Source organism: Marinomonas piezotolerans (assembly GCF_003362755.1).
In the GTDB taxonomy this organism is placed as follows: Bacteria; Pseudomonadota; Gammaproteobacteria; order Pseudomonadales; family Marinomonadaceae; genus Marinomonas; species Marinomonas piezotolerans.
On record NZ_QKRA01000006.1, the window covers coordinates 1 to 16,644 of the forward strand.

Consider the following 16,644-nt stretch of genomic DNA (forward strand, 5'->3'; position numbering starts at 1 on the left):
GGGTATAAAAATATCAAACTTTAATGTCAAGGGGAGTGGGTAAGGTAGAGTTAAAAAATATCAAACTTTACTTTACTCAGGCCATCTAAAGCGTCATTTTCATATCAAACTATAATGTCGCTGTACAGCTGCACGCTCAACATGCTTTCTGTCAGGTGACGTTCGCACAGACTCGTAACCAATCACATGGCCGTCTTCTGTAACAGGTGTTACGTAGGCATCCACCCAATAAAAATCCCCATTTTTGCTGCGGTTTTTAACCATCCCCATCCAAGGTTTTCCTTGTTTCAAATGGGACCACATCACTTCAAATGCTGCTGGAGGCATGTCTGGGTGACGAACTAGGTTGTGCGGAGAACCTATTAATTCCTCTTTGTTAAACCCACTGATATCTATAAATGCTTGATTGCAATGAACTATTTTACCTTTTAGGTCAGTAGTAGAAATCAGCTTCACTTCTTTTGGAAAGGTACGCTCATTATTGGTGACAGGTAAGTTCTTACGCATAAATCCCTCTGTGCTCTTGTGGAGGTACTTTAAAGTCGAACATTAGAAATCGCTTAAGTCTAATAACTATACTGTAGACGAAATTACATATTTTAGGATAGTCGACTGATATTTATTTGCACTTATCAACCAATTTATATTTTATGTGTGACAAATATATACGCTTGGTTATAACGGGAAGTAGATAGGTTGGCAGCTGCATGGCCCCTGCGAGTGGCAAAAATGCAGGTCCTAATAAAGCCCCCGCAATTGAATAGGTCAATAACACATTGCGGTTACCTGCAGTGATGGCAGCAGTTAGTGCGACGTCATAGCCTTGCTTACGATATAGCATGAGCGTCACTAAAAAGAACACTGCTACCAGTAACGCCGCGATCAATAGATACAGTAAGGCGGTTAATTCGTCTTCTTGCCACAACTGTCGATAAGCACCGACTAACCCAAATGGAAAAGCAAACACCAGTAAAATGGTGTACGGGGAAATTTTAACGAGCGTTCTCTGCAGCCACTCTGAAGGTAAAAACCGATGCAGTAATATGGAGATTAAAATTGGCCCCACAATAAATACTAAGAGACGTAAACCATATGCGACAAAGTCCAATTGACCCTGTGCTACATGAAGCCATTGAATTGGAAAATAGAGAACAATGGGCAACATCAGTGTCGTAACAATCGTCATTGCCATTGCTTCCAGATTGTCGAATCCAAGTGCTCTGACAATAGCTGGTGTAGCAAACAACGACCCCGTTGCTCCGACCCCCAAAATCGCTAAGGTGAGTTCATTTGAAGCGCCTACGAGCCAACAAACGAAGGCAAAAATACACATAAACAACACCGAATGCACCAGCCCATACAGCCATACGGACTGATTAACCAATCGTTTCGTCAGGCGTCGAATAGGCATTCCGAGCAATGTCAGTAACATTAGGCAAAACAATACAACAGGAAGAGCTGGAAAAACGAAGGTGGAAGCGCTAGGAAACAGAAAACCCAACAATGCACAAATAAACATTCCGACTAAGGAGTGTTTGACTAGAAAGGTCAACAAAAAGAGAGGTCCTTAAAAATAAGAGGTTATCGCTTATTGGAATTGACGTATTTGCGGTTTTGTTCTGGCAACTCGGCCATTTCAATTGGCCACTGCTTTCGAGCTTCATCAAACGCTGAACGAAGAGCATTGAGCTTTTTTTCTGGTACACCATCCACACACTCTACAGTGCCGTCCAGATCATCAGATATGGAGCATTGATTCAACGGGAACTGTATTAAGTTATCCTTCATACAATATCTCTATCAGGGCAATAAGTGGATATGTACACATACTCTATGGATAATCATTGGAAAACGCAACGATGAGCTAAGGTAAGCTATGAAATATTTGATCTCCCCAGCAAAAACTCTCGACTTAGATAGTTCTCTTCCTGTTGATTCACACTCGCAGCCTATTTTCTTAGATCAGGCACAAGCACTTATTCAAACGATCAAACCTTACACGCCTTCTGACATCGCCACTTTGATGAAGCTGAGCGATAAGTTAGCCACGCTAAATGTCGAGCGTTATCAAGATTGGAGGAAAGCCCATACAACTGACAATAGTCGACCTGCTATTTTTACATTCATGGGCGATGTTTATACGGGACTTGATGCGTATTCTCTTAGTGAAGCTCAAATAGACTATGCGCAATCTCATTTACGCATTCTAAGTGGGTTATATGGGCTACTAAAACCGCTCGATCTCATTCAGGCCTATCGTCTTGAGATGGGAACAAAACTTAAAAACGATCAAGGGGACAATTTATACCATTTCTGGGGTGACAGTATCGCTCAGGCCTTGAACGACGATTTGCTAGAAGATGAGCTGCTCGTCAACTTAGCCTCTAATGAGTACTTCAAGGCTGTAAACAAAAAAGTGGTTCGCAATACGATTATCACACCTAATTTTTTGGATGAGAAGAACGGCCAGTTCAAGGTCATTAGCTTCTACGCCAAAAAAGCGCGCGGCTTAATGGTGAGGTATTTAATCGAGAGTGGAGCAGAAACATTAGATGACATAAAAGGCTTTAACTTGGCAGGCTATCAATTTGATGAATCTCGTTCCAAACCAAATGAACCTGTTTTCATCCGCGCTGAGGGCGCTGCTTAATTACGATTAGCCCCCTAGGGCAGTTAAAACCGATACTGCCCTACGGTTACTCGATCATTCGAACCAAAATCCTGATAGGTCATCACATTGGTATAGCCTTGGTTACAAAACAGGGTGCGTACCGCAGCTCCTTGATCAAAACCGTGTTCAAACATCAGCCACCCTTTCGGCGCTAAGAAGGAAACCGCCTGTTTTATAATATGATCAATATCCGCAAGCCCTTGGTTCTCTGCGACCAACGCTGTTTTAGGCTCGAAGCGCACATCGCCTTGCTCTAAGTGATGATCATGTGGGTCAATATATGGGGGATTCGAGACAATCAATTCAAACTTGGATGCTGATGAAAGGCTGTTAAACCAATCACTTTGCACGAAGTTTATATTTTGAATATTGTTCCGAGTGGCATTCCGTCGGGCCAACTGCACAGCTTCTGTTTGAAAATCTACCCCCTGTACTGCAGCTTCTGGCAGCTCTTTCGCTAGCGCTAACGCAATAGCGCCAGTGCCGGTACCTAAATCTAAGATGGACTTCGCATCGCTGGCCAATTCCAATGCAACTTCGACTAGACGCTCAGTATCTGCGCGAGGTATCAGCGTACACGGTGCCACCTCTAACGTTAACGTCCAGAAATCTTGCCTCCCTAATATATAGGCGATTGGTTCACCTTGCTCACGGCGGGTTACATAACACTCAAACTGATCAGCCGACTTGGCAGGCACGAGCTTATCTGGCCAAGTATAAAAATAGGCTGTAGACACATCGAGGACATCCGCTAACAGTAGCTGTGCATCCAATTGAGCCGAGTCAGAGACAGAAGCTAGCCGCCGACACGCTTGATTTAATAACGTTTCTATCATCATGGGCGGCTGAAGCGTCAAAACTAATTATCACCACTTAATGCAGCCAGCTGCTCGGCTTGATATTCATTGATAAGAGGATTGACTAGTACATCTAAATCCCCTTGAATCACTTCGTCCAGTTTGTATAGTGTTAAATTAATACGATGATCCGTCACGCGTCCTTGTGGATAATTATAGGTACGAATTCGCTCAGAGCGATCACCACTCCCCACTAAAGATTTACGTGCTTCTGATTGCTCAGAGGCAGCCTTCTCTTCTTCTGCCATTTGTAAGCGTGACGCTAGCAACGCCATTGCCTTAGCTCTGTTTTTATGCTGGGAACGCTCATCCTGACACTCGACCACAACACCAGTGGGAATATGGGTTAAACGAATGGCGGAGTCCGTCTTATTGACGTGCTGCCCACCCGCTCCCGATGCTCGAAAGGTATCAATACGCAAGTCTGCTTTATTAATATTAATGGCCGCTACTTCATCCATTTCTGGGAGTATTGCTACCGTGCACGCAGAAGTATGAATCCGCCCCTGAGACTCCGTCGCTGGCACACGTTGTACACGATGAGCGCCCGATTCAAATTTCAGCTTGGAATAAGCACCTTCGCCAACGATACGCGCTATGACTTCTTTGTAACCGCCATGCTCACCCTCACTAGCACTGACGATTTCAACTTTCCAGCGCTGAGTCTCTGCATAGCGAGAGTACATTCGGAACAAATCGCCCGAGAAGATAGATGCCTCATCGCCGCCTGTACCAGCACGCACCTCCAAAAACACATTTCGTGAATCATTTGGATCTTTCGGTAGCAACAACTTCTGCAAATCAAGCAACAACTGTTCTTTCTGTTCCTGTCCTGCACTTAGTTCCTCTTGCCCCATTTCTTTTATATCAGGGTCCGAGTCACTAAGCATAACGTGCGCTTCTTCGAGGTTTTCAAGCACTTGCTGGTATTCTTCAAAGCACTTCACGACAGGTTCTAACTCCGCGTATTCTTTACTGTAATTACGGAATAGATCCTGATCCATGATGACATCTGCATCGCTCAATAATGCAGACAGCTCTTCATAGCGCTCTGCCAAACTCTCTAATTTAAATTTTATCGACTCTTTCATTATTTGGATTCTTTTATATCGGTGATTCCAAGAATATCTGATGCTACATCTAGCGCTTGCTGGTCGCCTTCAGCTCCAGATTGTCTTAGAAATTGTGTAGGGTTATGAATCAACTTATTCATTAATCCGTGCGCTAACTTATTCACTACCTGCTCAGGTGACTGACCTGCTTCTAGGCTTTTAAGTGCGCGTTCTAATTCTGACTGCTTAATTGTCTCTGCTTGGGCGCGGTAGCTTACAATTAGATCGGATACTTTGCGAGACTCTTGCTTACGCTTGTAGTCACTTATTCCCTGTTCGATAATCAATTCAGCCGCTTGCGCCGCATCCTGTCGCGCTTTGACGTTTTCTTCTATCACTGAATGTAAATCATCGACGGTATATAGGTACGCGTCTTCGACGTCTTGTACTTCTGGCTCTATATCTCTAGGTACAGCAATGTCAACCAACAACATTGGCTTGCGCCGACGTTGGCTACTTGCTCGCTGAACCATACCTTTACCTATGATCGGCAGTTGGCTCGCTGTAGAGGATATTGTGATATCCGCCAAATACAGATGATCCGTGATCTCACCTAGCAAGATGGCTTCTGCACCTAACTCGTCAGCAAGAACTTGGGCTCGTTCTAGGGTGCGGTTTGCAACAATGATTCGCTTAATACCGGCTTCCTTGAGATGCCTTGCCACTAGCTCAATTGTCTGACCTGCACCGATCAGCAATGCAGTACTATTTTTCACATCAGCAAAAATACGCTGAGCCAAACTGACTGCGGCAAAAGCAATTGAAACAGGATTTTCTCCTATCGCCGTATCGGTACGAACTCTTTTAGCCACCGAAAACGTTTGCTGAAACAATCCTTGTAATTCCCCACCGATACATTGACCCTCTTGTGAAACGGCATAGGCCGACTTCACTTGACCAAGAATCTGAGGCTCACCCAAAATCAACGAATCCAATCCCGCAGCAACGCGCATAATGTGACGTACGCTCTCGTCTTCTCGATGCGCGTAGCAAAATTTACTCAGCTCTTCATGAGAGATATGATGATAATCACTCAGCCAGCGAATAATTTGCGCTTCTTGTATGTCGTCATCAACCGCACAATACAACTCCGTACGATTACACGTAGACACGATGACCGCTTCCGTCGCACCGCCTCCAGAGACGATAGACTGCAGTGCGTCTACCATTTTTTCTGGGGCAAAAGAGACTTTCTCGCGAATCGAAACTGGCGCGGTTTTATGGTTTACACCCACGGTGATTAGTGGCATTCAGGAACTCTTCTCACAGCTTGAGATCGAACAGGTACTTCAAATAAATCACCAACGTTAGGCGACTCATCAATAAAGTCCCTATTATAAGTGGAATTTTTAGCTCTTAGCACCCCATCAAATCAATAAATATACGGGTTCCTTATAAGATATCAGCATTATAAAGGCTGACAACCCAGCGATGGCGGCGCTAACATAGAGGTTCAAAAACGATTACAAAGTCCTAGATAGGTTCTTATGACATCATCGCAACATGAAAACACTACCGTAAAATGCTTAATAGCCTTTGCATTGAGTATTGTCGTAAGTGCCTGTTCTACTTCTACAAAACAGCCGCAACAGATGGAATACGACGTTCAGTCAATACCTGTAAACCAGAGCAACCATGCGGCTCAACTCACTCAGCTATTGCAAGCTGAATTTAGTCTGCAACGTCATGGAGGAAAGGCGGCATTTCCGCTGTACTTTGACGCGGCACAAAACACCAATGATGCAAGCGTCTCTCAGCGCGCAACCAGCGCCGCGATTGCTAGCGATAACAATGATGCGGTACTACTCGCAACACAACTTTGGTTAGAACAAGATCCCAAAGCTGCACAAGCTTATCCCGTTCGACTTCAAGCTCTGTTAGTCGATGAACAAACAAAGATTGCCCAAGAACTCCTCACTCAATGCAAAAAAGAAGGTATTGCATTAGACTTTTTGCCCGACTTTGTTGATCAAAATATTCGCAACAATCGTATTATGGGGCAACTCCAAACATTATTGGCAAGTAAAGACCTAAAAGATGACGTATTTGTACAGACGGCTAAGATCCATCTAGATTTCGCAGAAGGACAATACACGTCAATTTTACAGCGAATAGAAAACATTTTAGTTCAAAGTTCCGACAAGGAAGCAGAAGCACTGATAGTCATCAAAGCTTTTAGCCTCCAACAAGTTGGACAAAACACCCTTGCCCAGCAAACACTCGAAGCAGGCGAGCAAAAATACCCTAACAGCCAACGTATTTTTGCAAATCTACTCGACATAATGATTGAAAACCAGCAGTCAGATGCGGCGATTGAAAAATTCCATTCCGCTCAATTGCCGTTATATCTACGTCAACAAATCGGTCTTTCAATAGGCCAACGACTCCTGCAACAAGGCTCGACCAAGCAAACCATAAAGTTCATGAGCACTCTTCCACGACAAGGTGGCCTTGGCTATCAAATAAATTTTGTACTCGCCAACGCCCTACATGACAATGGACAGCTCGATTCAGCACTTAATACTCTGTCTAATGTCTATGGAGGGCTTAGCTGGAATGCATCTGAACTCGTGGTAAAATGGCTCTATAACGCTAAACAACCTGAGCGAATAAATAGCATCATCCTACAACGTACGACCAATGATAATGAACCTGGGCATGTTATCGGAGTCGTAGACTTGCATCTCCAAAAGCAACGCAAGGACCTAGCATATGAATTGCTAAATCAATCACTCGCAGCACTTTCGGATACAGATGCAATTCGCTATAGACGAGCCATCATGCATGACCAAGATGGAAACGGACAAGCTGCCATTTCAGACTTGAAAATATTGGTAGAACAACACCCAAATGACGCTTCGTATTTAAATGCGTTAGGGTACACCATCATGGTGCGTACGCCAGATAACATGAAAGAGGCAATAAAACTGATTGAAAAAGCATACGCGTTGGATCCAAAAGACCCTGCGATTATCGATAGTTTAGGGTGGGCCCATTACTTGCAGGGCGATGTTGCGCAAGCAAATCAGCTGTTATCCGAAGCGTGGTCTCTAATGAAAGACGCTGAAATAGGGGCTCACTATGGAGAAGTCCTTTGGGTAATGGAAGATACCGATGGCGCATACGACGTTTGGCAGCGAGCACTTGAGATTAATGACCAGCTCCCTACCCTTCGTCAAACCCTGCAACGCTACGCCCCCGAAATGCTGACAGAAGCAAAGGACAAACAATGAAAACACCTTTAATCATAGTATTTGTCACCGCAATTCTTGCGGGGTGTAGTACTACCCCCTCTGTGCCACCTGAACCGACGCCTGAGAGGACTGAGGATATCAGCGCGTGGCAAACTGAGGGTCGAGTGGGGATTCGCACAGAAAATGACGCGATCTCTGGCAACTTTTATTGGAACCAATCACAGGAGCGATACGAACTAAATATCTACGGGCCTTTTGGCCAAGGCGCCACACGCCTAGAGGGTTCGGTCGGTCAATCTGCACAGTTGTCGTATGATGACAAAACAATAGTCGGAAAAAACGCAGAGGAACTGCTTTACTCAGAGCTGGGATGGCAGTTTCCCGTCACGCAAGTACAATATTGGATTCGAGGTTTAGCATCGCCAAAATCCTACGCCGACATCACTTATGATGTAGACGGGTCAACTCCCAAACAAATCTACCAAGATGGCTGGACCATTACGTACAAAGAATTCACGAGTATTGATCACTTGAAGTTACCGCAAAAGATGCAAGTGACTCAGCTTCCTTACCGTGTAAATTTAATTATCACCAGCTGGGACGTGCAATGACCGAGTTAACACTTCCAGCGCCAGGAAAACTCAACTTATTTTTACACATTATTGGCCAGAGACCCGACGGTTACCACAATTTGCAGACTGTCTTCCAGTTCATCGATTTATGTGATTCATTGACTTTTAACCTCACCGCCGAGGATCGCATCGTTATAACACCATCAATGAATGGCATAGAGATAAAAGACAATCTCATCTACAAGGCAGCAGTCTTACTCAAACCCTATCGAAAAAGCCAGCAAGGCGTTAGCGTTTCAATAGTAAAGCGACTACCGATGGGCGGTGGCATTGGCGGAGGTAGCAGTGATGCGGCTACAACTCTGTTAGCATTAAATACTCTTTGGCAGTGTGAATTATCACTTGATGAACTAGCTCGCTTAGGCGCCTCTCTTGGTGCAGACATTCCAATCTTTATTTTCGGTCACGCCGCGTTTGCCGAGGGCATCGGTGAGAAGCTCACAAAGGTAGCACCGAAAGCCCCGTACTACCTACTCCTAAAGCCTAATTGTAGCGTCCCAACTGTTCAAATTTTTACCGATAAACATTTGACAAGAGACACCCCTGCGATCAGAATATCGCACGCCTTGAAACTGGGTGGGCATAATGACTGCCTCGAAGTCGTACGAAGACTCTATCCGGAGGTGGATGAAGCGTTTCTATGGCTTACACAATTTGGTGACGTAAAGTTAACAGGTACAGGAGCGTGCTTGTTTTTAGCGTTTGACTTAATTGACGACGCTGAGCGAGTGAGGGCGTCTGCACCGGATAACTGGCAAACTTGGGTTTGTCGCGGCTGTAATACCTCTCCTACTCATGACGTTTTAAACCAGTGGATTGCACAGCAACCTATTTAATGCTGAAAGAAACGCCAGTCTATTTTTCATTGCTATAAAATACAAAGGGTATACACAGTGTCCAAGTTGATGGTTTTTACCGGTAATGCCAACCCTGAACTCGCTCGTCGGGTGGTACGTCGCCTAGGGCTTCCTATTGGCAACGCAACCGTTGGAAAATTCAGCGACGGAGAGATCACAGTCGAAATTAATGAAAACGTTCGTGGTAAAGACGTCTTCATCATCCAATCAACCTGTGCTCCAAGCAATGATAACCTGATGGAACTGATTGTTATGGCCGACGCGCTGCGTCGCGCATCCGCTACACGAGTGACAGCAGTTATCCCTTATTTTGGTTATGCTCGACAAGATCGCCGAGTGCGTTCTGCACGTGTACCAATTACTGCGAAGGTGGTAGCCGATATGATCTCTGCTGTAGGTATTAACCGTGTTTTAACCGTTGATTTGCACGCAGATCAGATACAAGGCTTTTTCGACATCCCCGTGGATAACGTCTACGCAACACCTCTACTACTAGACGATCTACAACGACAAGGACACGAAAATATCACCGTTGTTTCACCTGATGTCGGCGGTGTCGTTCGTGCCCGAGCGTTTGCCAAGCTTCTAGATGATGCCGACTTGGCTATTATCGATAAACGTCGCCCACGCGCCAACGAAGCGCAAATCATGCACTTGATCGGTGATGTAAAAGACAAAACATGTGTATTGGTCGACGACATGATCGATACAGGCGGTACGCTATGCGCTGCCGCAAAAGCGCTGAAAGAGCACGGTGCGTCAAAAGTACTTGCATACTGTACCCACCCTGTTCTCTCTGGCAAAGCTATTGAGAATATTAGCAACTCTGTGCTGGATGAACTGGTCGTCTCTGACACCATTCCATTGACTCAAGCAGCACAGGATTGCCCACAAATCCGCCAACTGTCGATGTCTGACATTATGGCTGAGGCTGTTCGTCGCGTATGTAACGAAGAGTCTATTAGCGCTATGTTTGGAGCGTAAACCAAACACTACGCTCGGAACGGGTCGCAGTTCTGGGCAAACTAAACTCAATTTAGGATATTAAAATGTCTCAAGTACTAAATGCTGTATCACGCAAAGAAGAAGGTAAAGGTGCGAGCCGCCGCCTTCGCCTTGAAGGTCTAGTTCCTGCTGTTGTTTACGGTGGCAACAAAGACGCTGTCTCTGTTACTTTTAAATCAAATGAAGTTGCGAAAGCAACGAACACTTCATTCCTAACCAGCATCGTTACGATCGCTGTAGACGGCGCAGAAGAAAAAGTAATTGTTAAAGCATTGCAACGCCACCCAGCTTCTGGTGACGTCATGCACATCGACCTTCAACGTGTTGCTGAAGATCAAAAGATCGTTACTCGCGTTCCTCTAAACTTCACTAACGCATCAAAATCTGAAGGTGTTAAATCTCAAGGTGGTCGTCTATCTGTTGAAGCGAAACTTGCTGAAGTTCGCTGCTTACCTCAGAACCTACCAGCTTCTTTGGAAGTAGACACAATCAAAGGCCAACTAGGCGATATTTTCCACCTTTCTGACGCAAAACTTCCTGAAGGCGTAGAATTGGTTGCTCTTCTTAAAGGCGAAGACCATGACCAACCTATCGCTCGTATCGGCAAAGCTAAGCGTTAATCATTGAGGCAAGTTTGTGGCAGGTTTTAGATTACTCGTTGGCTTGGGTAACCCCGGCACTGAATATGAAAACACCCGCCACAACGCTGGCGCGCAATGGATTGAAGCACTGGCTCGTATGAGCCAGTGCTCTCTTCGCACCGAAAAAAAATTCTTTGGCCAGTTCGGCAAAGTTTTTATAGGTGGTCAGGAATGCTATTTGCTCATTCCTACGACCTATATGAACTTGAGCGGCAAAGCGGTGCAAGCCGTATGTCAATTCTATAAAATCTCTCCTCAAGAAGTCCTTGTCGCTCACGATGAGCTAGATATCGCACCGGGTACCGTAAAGCTAAAAAAAAGCGGAGGCCACGGTGGACACAATGGACTTAAGGACATCATATCAAAACTGGGAAATAACCGAGATTTCGGGCGCTTACGCATCGGTATAGGCCACCCTGGTCATGCAAGCCAAGTCGCCGGCTATGTATTACGCAAAGCTCCCAGTGAAGAATACCAAAAAATTGAACAAACCATCGATGAGTCCTTACGCTATTACCAAGATATCATCAGCGATAACTGGTCAGGCGTAATGAATCATTTACATAGTTTTAAAGCATAACTAACCAGCTTTAGGAATTTCTTATGGGCTTTAATTGCGGCATCGTCGGCTTACCAAACGTCGGCAAATCTACTCTATTTAACGCGCTAACCAAAGCCGGTATTGGCGCTGAAAATTTCCCCTTCTGTACAATAGAGCCTAACGCTGGCGTCGTGGCGATGCCTGATCCACGCTTAGATGCGCTCGCCGAAATTGTGAAGCCAGAAAGAGTTCTTGCAACAACAATGGAATTTGTTGACATCGCAGGCTTAGTGGAAGGTGCGTCAAAAGGCGAAGGGCTTGGTAACAAATTCCTTGCCAATATTCGTGAAACAGACGCCATCGCTCATGTAGTTCGCTGCTTTGAAGATGAAAATGTCATTCACGTTTCGAATCAGATCAACCCTAAAGCAGACATTGAAGTCATCAACCTTGAACTGGTTCTAGCTGATCTCGAATCCGTAGATAAACAAATCTTCCGCACTGCAAAAAATGCCAAAAGTGGTAATAAAGAAGCTATTGCTCATAAAGAATTCCTTGAGCGAATCAAAGCACATCTAGAAGACGGCTTGCCAGTCCGAGCATTATCTTTATCAGATGATGAAGTCAAAGCGGTTAAGCAACTTCACTTGCTGACAACTAAGCCAACTATGTATATTGCAAACGTCGCTGAAGATGGTTTTGAGAATAACCCACACCTCGATACGGTTCGCGAAATTGCTGAAGCAGAAGGCGCTATACTGGTTCCTATCTGCAACCAATTAGAAGCAGAAATTTCTGAGCTGGATGCGGAAGAAATGCAAGAGTTCTTAGATGAAATGGGTATGGAAGAGCCAGGCTTAGACCGAGTCATCCGTGCAGGCTATGAACTCCTAGGACTTCAGACATACTTTACAGCGGGCGTTAAAGAAGTACGCGCTTGGACTGTGAAACAAGGTGCTACAGCACCTCAAGCCGCTGGTGTGATCCATACAGACTTCGAGAAAGGTTTTATCCGTGCTGAAGTCGTTGCTTACAACGACTTCATTCAGTACCGAGGTGAGAGCGGAGCCAAGGAAGCTGGCAAATGGCGCTTAGAAGGAAAAGAGTACATTGTCAAAGATGGCGATGTAATGCATTTCCGTTTCAACGTATAAAATTTCACAAAAAAGCTTGACCCATGAACGGGTTATATGAATAATATCGCGCCACAGACACAGGGAAGCGCCAAGCTGAATTGCGTCTGTGAGAAGATTGTTGGGGTGTAGCCAAGCGGTAAGGCAACGGGTTTTGATCCCGTCATGCGTAGGTTCGAATCCTGCCACCCCAGCCACTCTTCAAGGCTATGTAGCTCAGTTGGTTAGAGCACATCACTCATAATGATGGGGTCACTAGTTCGAATCTAGTCATAGCCACCAACCTTTTTTGATACGTTGGGGTGTAGCCAAGCGGTAAGGCAACGGGTTTTGATCCCGTCATGCGTAGGTTCGAATCCTGCCACCCCAGCCATCAAATCCTATTTAGGCTATGTAGCTCAGTTGGTTAGAGCACATCACTCATAATGATGGGGTCACTAGTTCGAATCTAGTCATAGCCACCACTTCTCAAAGTACTTTCTTATTGGGGTGTAGCCAAGCGGTAAGGCAACGGGTTTTGATCCCGTCATGCGTAGGTTCGAATCCTGCCACCCCAGCCACAACACCGAGATTTTTTGCGAGTTTCATTAGCTTTTCATAATAGCTCCTTTATAATTCGAGGCATTACAACTCGATATTCAATAGGACAATCTCATGAAAAAAGCGCTTATCGCCTCATCCATACTTTTAGCCAGTGCTGCACAAGCCGATGTGTTAGGCTTAACTGCAGAAATTGGCCAATACTCTCCAGATGCAAGCTTCAATGGCTCCGTTAATGGGCAAACTACAAACTCAGACCTTTCTGGCGATAGCTCAACATACTTTGGCGTGGCGTTTGAACACCCTGTACCTGTCATCCCAAATGTACGTCTTCAGGGGTCAACACTTGAAGCAAGCAACAGCAACACTCAGGTAAAAATCGACAACACGGATTACACGCTTTACTACGAGCTACTAGATGGCCTTGCTTGGCTTAGCCTTGACGCAGGTGTATCGTTCCGTCAAATGGACATGGATGCACGTATAAATGGCTCAAGCGCTTCAGAGAGCTTTATTCTGCCAACGGGCTATGTTGCAGCCTACTTCACTTTGCCGACACTTCCTATTTCTGTGGGCGGTGAACTTAAAACTTTAGCCATTGGCGATTCGAGCATCACCGATACGACAGTTAAAGTAAAATACGAATCACCATTCTTCGTTGGTGTTGAGGGTGGCTACCGGAATGCCAACCTAACGATCGACGAAGGAAGCATTGATACTGAAGTAGACTTTGACGGCTTCTTCGTTGGCGTATTTGCTGATTTCTAATCTACTTTTGCCACGCAATAAAAAAGCCAGCACCTCTTCGGTACTGGCTTTTTACTTTAAAGCACTTGCTCTAAACCGCTTCTACGGTTTCCTTGCCGGCGTTGAACACCATACCGTCTTCGTTAACACCAACCTGTATCAGATCCCCAGCGACAAATTGCCCTGACAACAACTCATTAGCAAGCGGATTCTCAATCCACTGCTGAATCGCTCGCTTAAGCGGTCTAGCACCATAAATGGGGTCGTACCCTACTTCTGCTAACCGCTCCATTGCCTCATCGCTTACATTCATAGACATCCCCATTTCTGCTAAGCGCGCATTCAGATGATGCAATTGAATTTTAGCAATGCCTTTTATTTGCGACTGCATCAGTGGGTGGAATACCACCGTCTCATCAATTCGGTTAATGAATTCAGGCCTAAAGTGTGAACCCACTACCTCCATCACTCTGGACTTAATCGATTCGTACTCATCATTGGTACGATACTCTTGAATAACATCCGATCCCAAATTCGATGTCATCACCACGACGGTATTTCTAAAATCAACCGTTCGCCCCTGACCATCTGTAAGCCGCCCGTCATCCAACACTTGCAGTAGGATATTGAAAACATCTGGATGGGCTTTCTCTACCTCATCAAGCAACAACACAGAATATGGTCGACGGCGCACAGCTTCTGTTAAGTAGCCACCTTCTTCATAACCAACATAACCCGGCGGCGCCCCAATCAAACGAGCCACTGAGTGTTTCTCCATGAATTCGGACATATCAACACGAACCATGGCCTGTTCAGTATCAAATAAGAACTTAGCCAAAGATTTACACAGCTCGGTTTTCCCTACCCCTGTTGGCCCTAAGAATAAAAATGAACCATTCGGGCGGTTTGGATCAGCAAGCCCAGAACGAGAGCGGCGCACTGCATTGGATACAGCATTGACGGCTTCATCTTGCCCAATTACAGACTGATGCAACGCATCCTCCATCCGCAATAACTTGTCACGCTCCCCTTCCAGCATTTTATCTACGGGAATCCCAGTCCAACGCGAGACAACAGTAGCGATCTCTTCTTCGGTAACACGATTTTTGAGCAGCTGCGTTTCCGTCTCGTTTTCTTCAGCTAAAGCCGCCTTTTCGATCTCTGCTTCCAACATCGGAATCACACCATACTGAAGCTCTGACATTTTCGCCAAATTGCCTTGACGACGTGCCTCTTCCATCTCATGACGAACACCTTCCAACTCTTCTTTTAGCTTTTGTGCCCCCTGAACAGCAGCTTTTTCAGCATTCCAAATTTCTTCGAGGTCAGAGAACTGCTTCTGTAACGTATCAATCTCTTCCTCAAGTTCTTTTAGACGTAGCTTCGATGCCTTATCCTTTTCTTTCTTCAGTGCTTCTTTCTCTATCTTAAGCTGAATTAAACGGCGCTCAAGGCGATCCATTTCTTCCGGCTTTGAATCCATCTCCATACGAATACGACTTGCCGCCTCATCCACCAAATCAATCGCCTTATCCGGAAGCTGTCTGTCGGTAATATAGCGCTGAGAAAGCTTCGCGGCGGCGATGATCGCCGAATCTGTAATATCCACCCCATGGTGAACCTCATAGCGCTCTTTTAAACCGCGTAGTATCGCAATTGAATCCATCACACTCGGCTCATCTACCAGCACTTTTTGGAAACGTCGTTCGAGCGCAGCATCTTTCTCTATATATTGACGATATTCATCCAACGTTGTCGCGCCAACACAGTGGAGCTCTCCTCGAGCAAGAGCAGGCTTAAGCATATTGCCCGCATCCATTGAGCCCTCTGATTTACCCGCGCCAACCATCGTGTGGATCTCATCAATGAATAAAATGACTTGACCTTCTTGCTTAGACAGCTCATTCAAAACCGCTTTTAAACGCTCCTCAAACTCACCTCGGTATTTTGCACCAGCAATCAAGGTACCCATATCGAGTGACAAGACACGCTTTTTCTTCAACCCTTCAGGAACTTCTCCATTAATGATTCGTTGCGCTAACCCTTCAACAATCGCTGTTTTACCAACCCCAGGCTCACCGATCAGAACAGGGTTGTTTTTACGACGGCGCTGCAAAACTTGTATTGCTCTTCGGATTTCATCATCACGGCCAATCACTGGATCCAAGCGCCCTTCCGCCGCTTTAGCTGTCAAATCAACGGTGTATTTATCCAACGCTTGACGACTCTCTTCCGCATCGGGGTCGTTCACTGAGTCTCCACCACGCACACTGTCGATCACCGCAACGATGTCAGCTTTTGTCACTCCGGTTGCTTTGAGTGCTTTTGCGACATCATCTTTACCATCAAACATCGCTAGTAGCAGTAGCTCCGATGATATGTACTGGTCTTTACGTTTTTGAGCTTCCTTATCAGCAAGATTCAGAAGTCGTCCCAGTTCAGATGACATCTGAACATTACCATCATGATCATTGAGTTTTGGCATTCGCTCTAAAATTTGATTAAGCGACTCTTTAAACTTGGCAACTTGAACGCCTGCTTGCTGCAGGATAGGCCGAGTACTGCCGCCTTGTTGATCCAACAAGGCGATCAAGACATGCACTGGCTCAATGTATGAGTGGTCTTGCCCTAAAGCAACAGACTGTGCATCCGATAGAGCAAGCTGCAATTTACTGGTTAATCGATCAATTCGCATATTTGGCCTCCGATAAACC

16 protein-coding genes and 5 tRNA genes are annotated in these 16,644 nt (G+C 45.5%); 14 read left to right on the forward strand and 7 right to left on the reverse strand.

The features are described 5' to 3' along the window. Nucleotides 1–99: 99 nt before the first annotated feature. From DN730_RS12525 to DN730_RS12535, 3 genes are all read right to left on the reverse strand, one after another. Nucleotides 100–507, reverse strand: a complete 408-nt coding sequence (locus DN730_RS12525; protein WP_115468492.1) for a PAS domain-containing protein — start codon at nt 505–507, stop codon at nt 100–102. Nucleotides 508–619: 112 nt separating this feature from the next. After that, on the reverse strand, nt 620–1,555 hold the full coding sequence (locus tag DN730_RS12530) for a hypothetical protein (protein WP_115468493.1): 936 nt from the start codon (nt 1,553–1,555) through the stop codon (nt 620–622). 26 nt (nt 1,556–1,581) lie between these two features. Then, the gene (locus DN730_RS12535) at nt 1,582–1,788 is read right to left on the reverse strand and encodes a hypothetical protein (RefSeq protein ID WP_115468494.1); all 207 of its coding nucleotides are present in this window, start codon (nt 1,786–1,788) and stop codon (nt 1,582–1,584) included. Nucleotides 1,789–1,876: 88 nt separating this feature from the next. Here DN730_RS12535 and yaaA point away from each other — a divergent pair, with 88 nt between their 5' ends. After that, the gene (gene yaaA / locus DN730_RS12540) at nt 1,877–2,650 is read left to right on the forward strand and encodes a peroxide stress protein YaaA (RefSeq protein ID WP_115468495.1); all 774 of its coding nucleotides are present in this window, start codon (nt 1,877–1,879) and stop codon (nt 2,648–2,650) included. 23 nt (nt 2,651–2,673) lie between these two features. Here the strand turns inward: yaaA and prmC are convergent, their stop codons facing one another. Genes prmC through hemA form a run of 3 tightly spaced genes read right to left on the reverse strand, consistent with a single transcriptional unit; the run spans nt 2,674 to nt 5,890 of the window. Beyond that, on the reverse strand, nt 2,674–3,528 hold the full coding sequence (gene prmC, locus DN730_RS12545) for a peptide chain release factor N(5)-glutamine methyltransferase (RefSeq protein WP_342768184.1): 855 nt from the start codon (nt 3,526–3,528) through the stop codon (nt 2,674–2,676). Between the two features lie 2 nt (nt 3,529–3,530). After that, entirely contained in the window at nt 3,531–4,619 is a 1,089-nt protein-coding gene (prfA, locus tag DN730_RS12550; protein ID WP_115468497.1) for a peptide chain release factor 1, read from the reverse strand. Then, nucleotides 4,619–5,890 (reverse strand): glutamyl-tRNA reductase, encoded by a 1,272-nt coding sequence (gene hemA / locus DN730_RS12555; protein WP_115468498.1) that lies wholly within the window; start codon nt 5,888–5,890, stop codon nt 4,619–4,621. Before hemA ends, prfA begins: the two co-directional genes overlap by 1 nt. Before the next feature lie 237 nt (nt 5,891–6,127). On the opposite strand from hemA, the gene DN730_RS12560 reads away from it, so the two are divergent. The 13 genes from DN730_RS12560 (at nt 6,128) to DN730_RS12620 (ending at nt 13,951) form a co-directional block, all read left to right on the forward strand. Beyond that, nucleotides 6,128–7,873 carry a tetratricopeptide repeat protein gene (locus tag DN730_RS12560; protein WP_147290582.1) on the forward strand — a complete coding sequence of 582 codons (1,746 nt, stop codon included), beginning with the start codon at nt 6,128–6,130 and terminating at the stop codon, nt 7,871–7,873. After that, nucleotides 7,870–8,445: a lipoprotein insertase outer membrane protein LolB gene (gene lolB / locus DN730_RS12565; protein ID WP_115468500.1), complete on the forward strand. Its 576-nt coding sequence runs from the start codon at nt 7,870–7,872 to the stop codon at nt 8,443–8,445. Before DN730_RS12560 ends, lolB begins: the two co-directional genes overlap by 4 nt. Beyond that, nucleotides 8,442–9,302: a 4-(cytidine 5'-diphospho)-2-C-methyl-D-erythritol kinase gene (ispE, locus tag DN730_RS12570; RefSeq protein ID WP_115468501.1), complete on the forward strand. Its 861-nt coding sequence runs from the start codon at nt 8,442–8,444 to the stop codon at nt 9,300–9,302. Before lolB ends, ispE begins: the two co-directional genes overlap by 4 nt. Nucleotides 9,303–9,359: 57 nt before the next feature. Continuing rightward, a complete protein-coding gene (locus tag DN730_RS12575; protein WP_115468502.1) occupies nt 9,360–10,307 on the forward strand; it encodes a ribose-phosphate diphosphokinase in 948 nt (315 codons plus the stop codon). Nucleotides 10,308–10,372: 65 nt separating this feature from the next. After that, entirely contained in the window at nt 10,373–10,948 is a 576-nt protein-coding gene (locus DN730_RS12580) for a 50S ribosomal protein L25/general stress protein Ctc (protein WP_115468503.1), read from the forward strand. Between the two features lie 16 nt (nt 10,949–10,964). Next, nucleotides 10,965–11,549: an aminoacyl-tRNA hydrolase gene (gene pth / locus DN730_RS12585; protein WP_115468504.1), complete on the forward strand. Its 585-nt coding sequence runs from the start codon at nt 10,965–10,967 to the stop codon at nt 11,547–11,549. Nucleotides 11,550–11,572: 23 nt separating this feature from the next. After that, nucleotides 11,573–12,664 carry a redox-regulated ATPase YchF gene (gene ychF / locus DN730_RS12590; RefSeq protein ID WP_115468505.1) on the forward strand — a complete coding sequence of 364 codons (1,092 nt, stop codon included), beginning with the start codon at nt 11,573–11,575 and terminating at the stop codon, nt 12,662–12,664. Nucleotides 12,665–12,765: 101 nt separating this feature from the next. Continuing rightward, nucleotides 12,766–12,840, forward strand: a tRNA-Gln gene (locus DN730_RS12595). Nucleotides 12,841–12,848: 8 nt separating this feature from the next. Further along, nucleotides 12,849–12,925: transfer RNA gene (locus DN730_RS12600), tRNA-Met, on the forward strand. 16 nt (nt 12,926–12,941) lie between these two features. Beyond that, nucleotides 12,942–13,016: transfer RNA gene (locus tag DN730_RS12605), tRNA-Gln, on the forward strand. Between the two features lie 14 nt (nt 13,017–13,030). After that, nucleotides 13,031–13,107 (forward strand) — tRNA-Met (locus DN730_RS12610). Nucleotides 13,108–13,128: 21 nt separating this feature from the next. After that, nucleotides 13,129–13,203, forward strand: a tRNA-Gln gene (locus DN730_RS12615). Nucleotides 13,204–13,297: 94 nt separating this feature from the next. Continuing rightward, nucleotides 13,298–13,951 (forward strand): TIGR04219 family outer membrane beta-barrel protein, encoded by a 654-nt coding sequence (locus DN730_RS12620; protein ID WP_115468506.1) that lies wholly within the window; start codon nt 13,298–13,300, stop codon nt 13,949–13,951. Between the two features lie 70 nt (nt 13,952–14,021). Here the strand turns inward: DN730_RS12620 and clpB are convergent, their stop codons facing one another. Continuing rightward, nucleotides 14,022–16,625, reverse strand: coding sequence for an ATP-dependent chaperone ClpB (gene clpB, locus DN730_RS12625; RefSeq protein WP_115468507.1), 2,604 nt, complete (start codon nt 16,623–16,625; stop codon nt 14,022–14,024). Nucleotides 16,626–16,644: the final 19 nt, after the last annotated feature.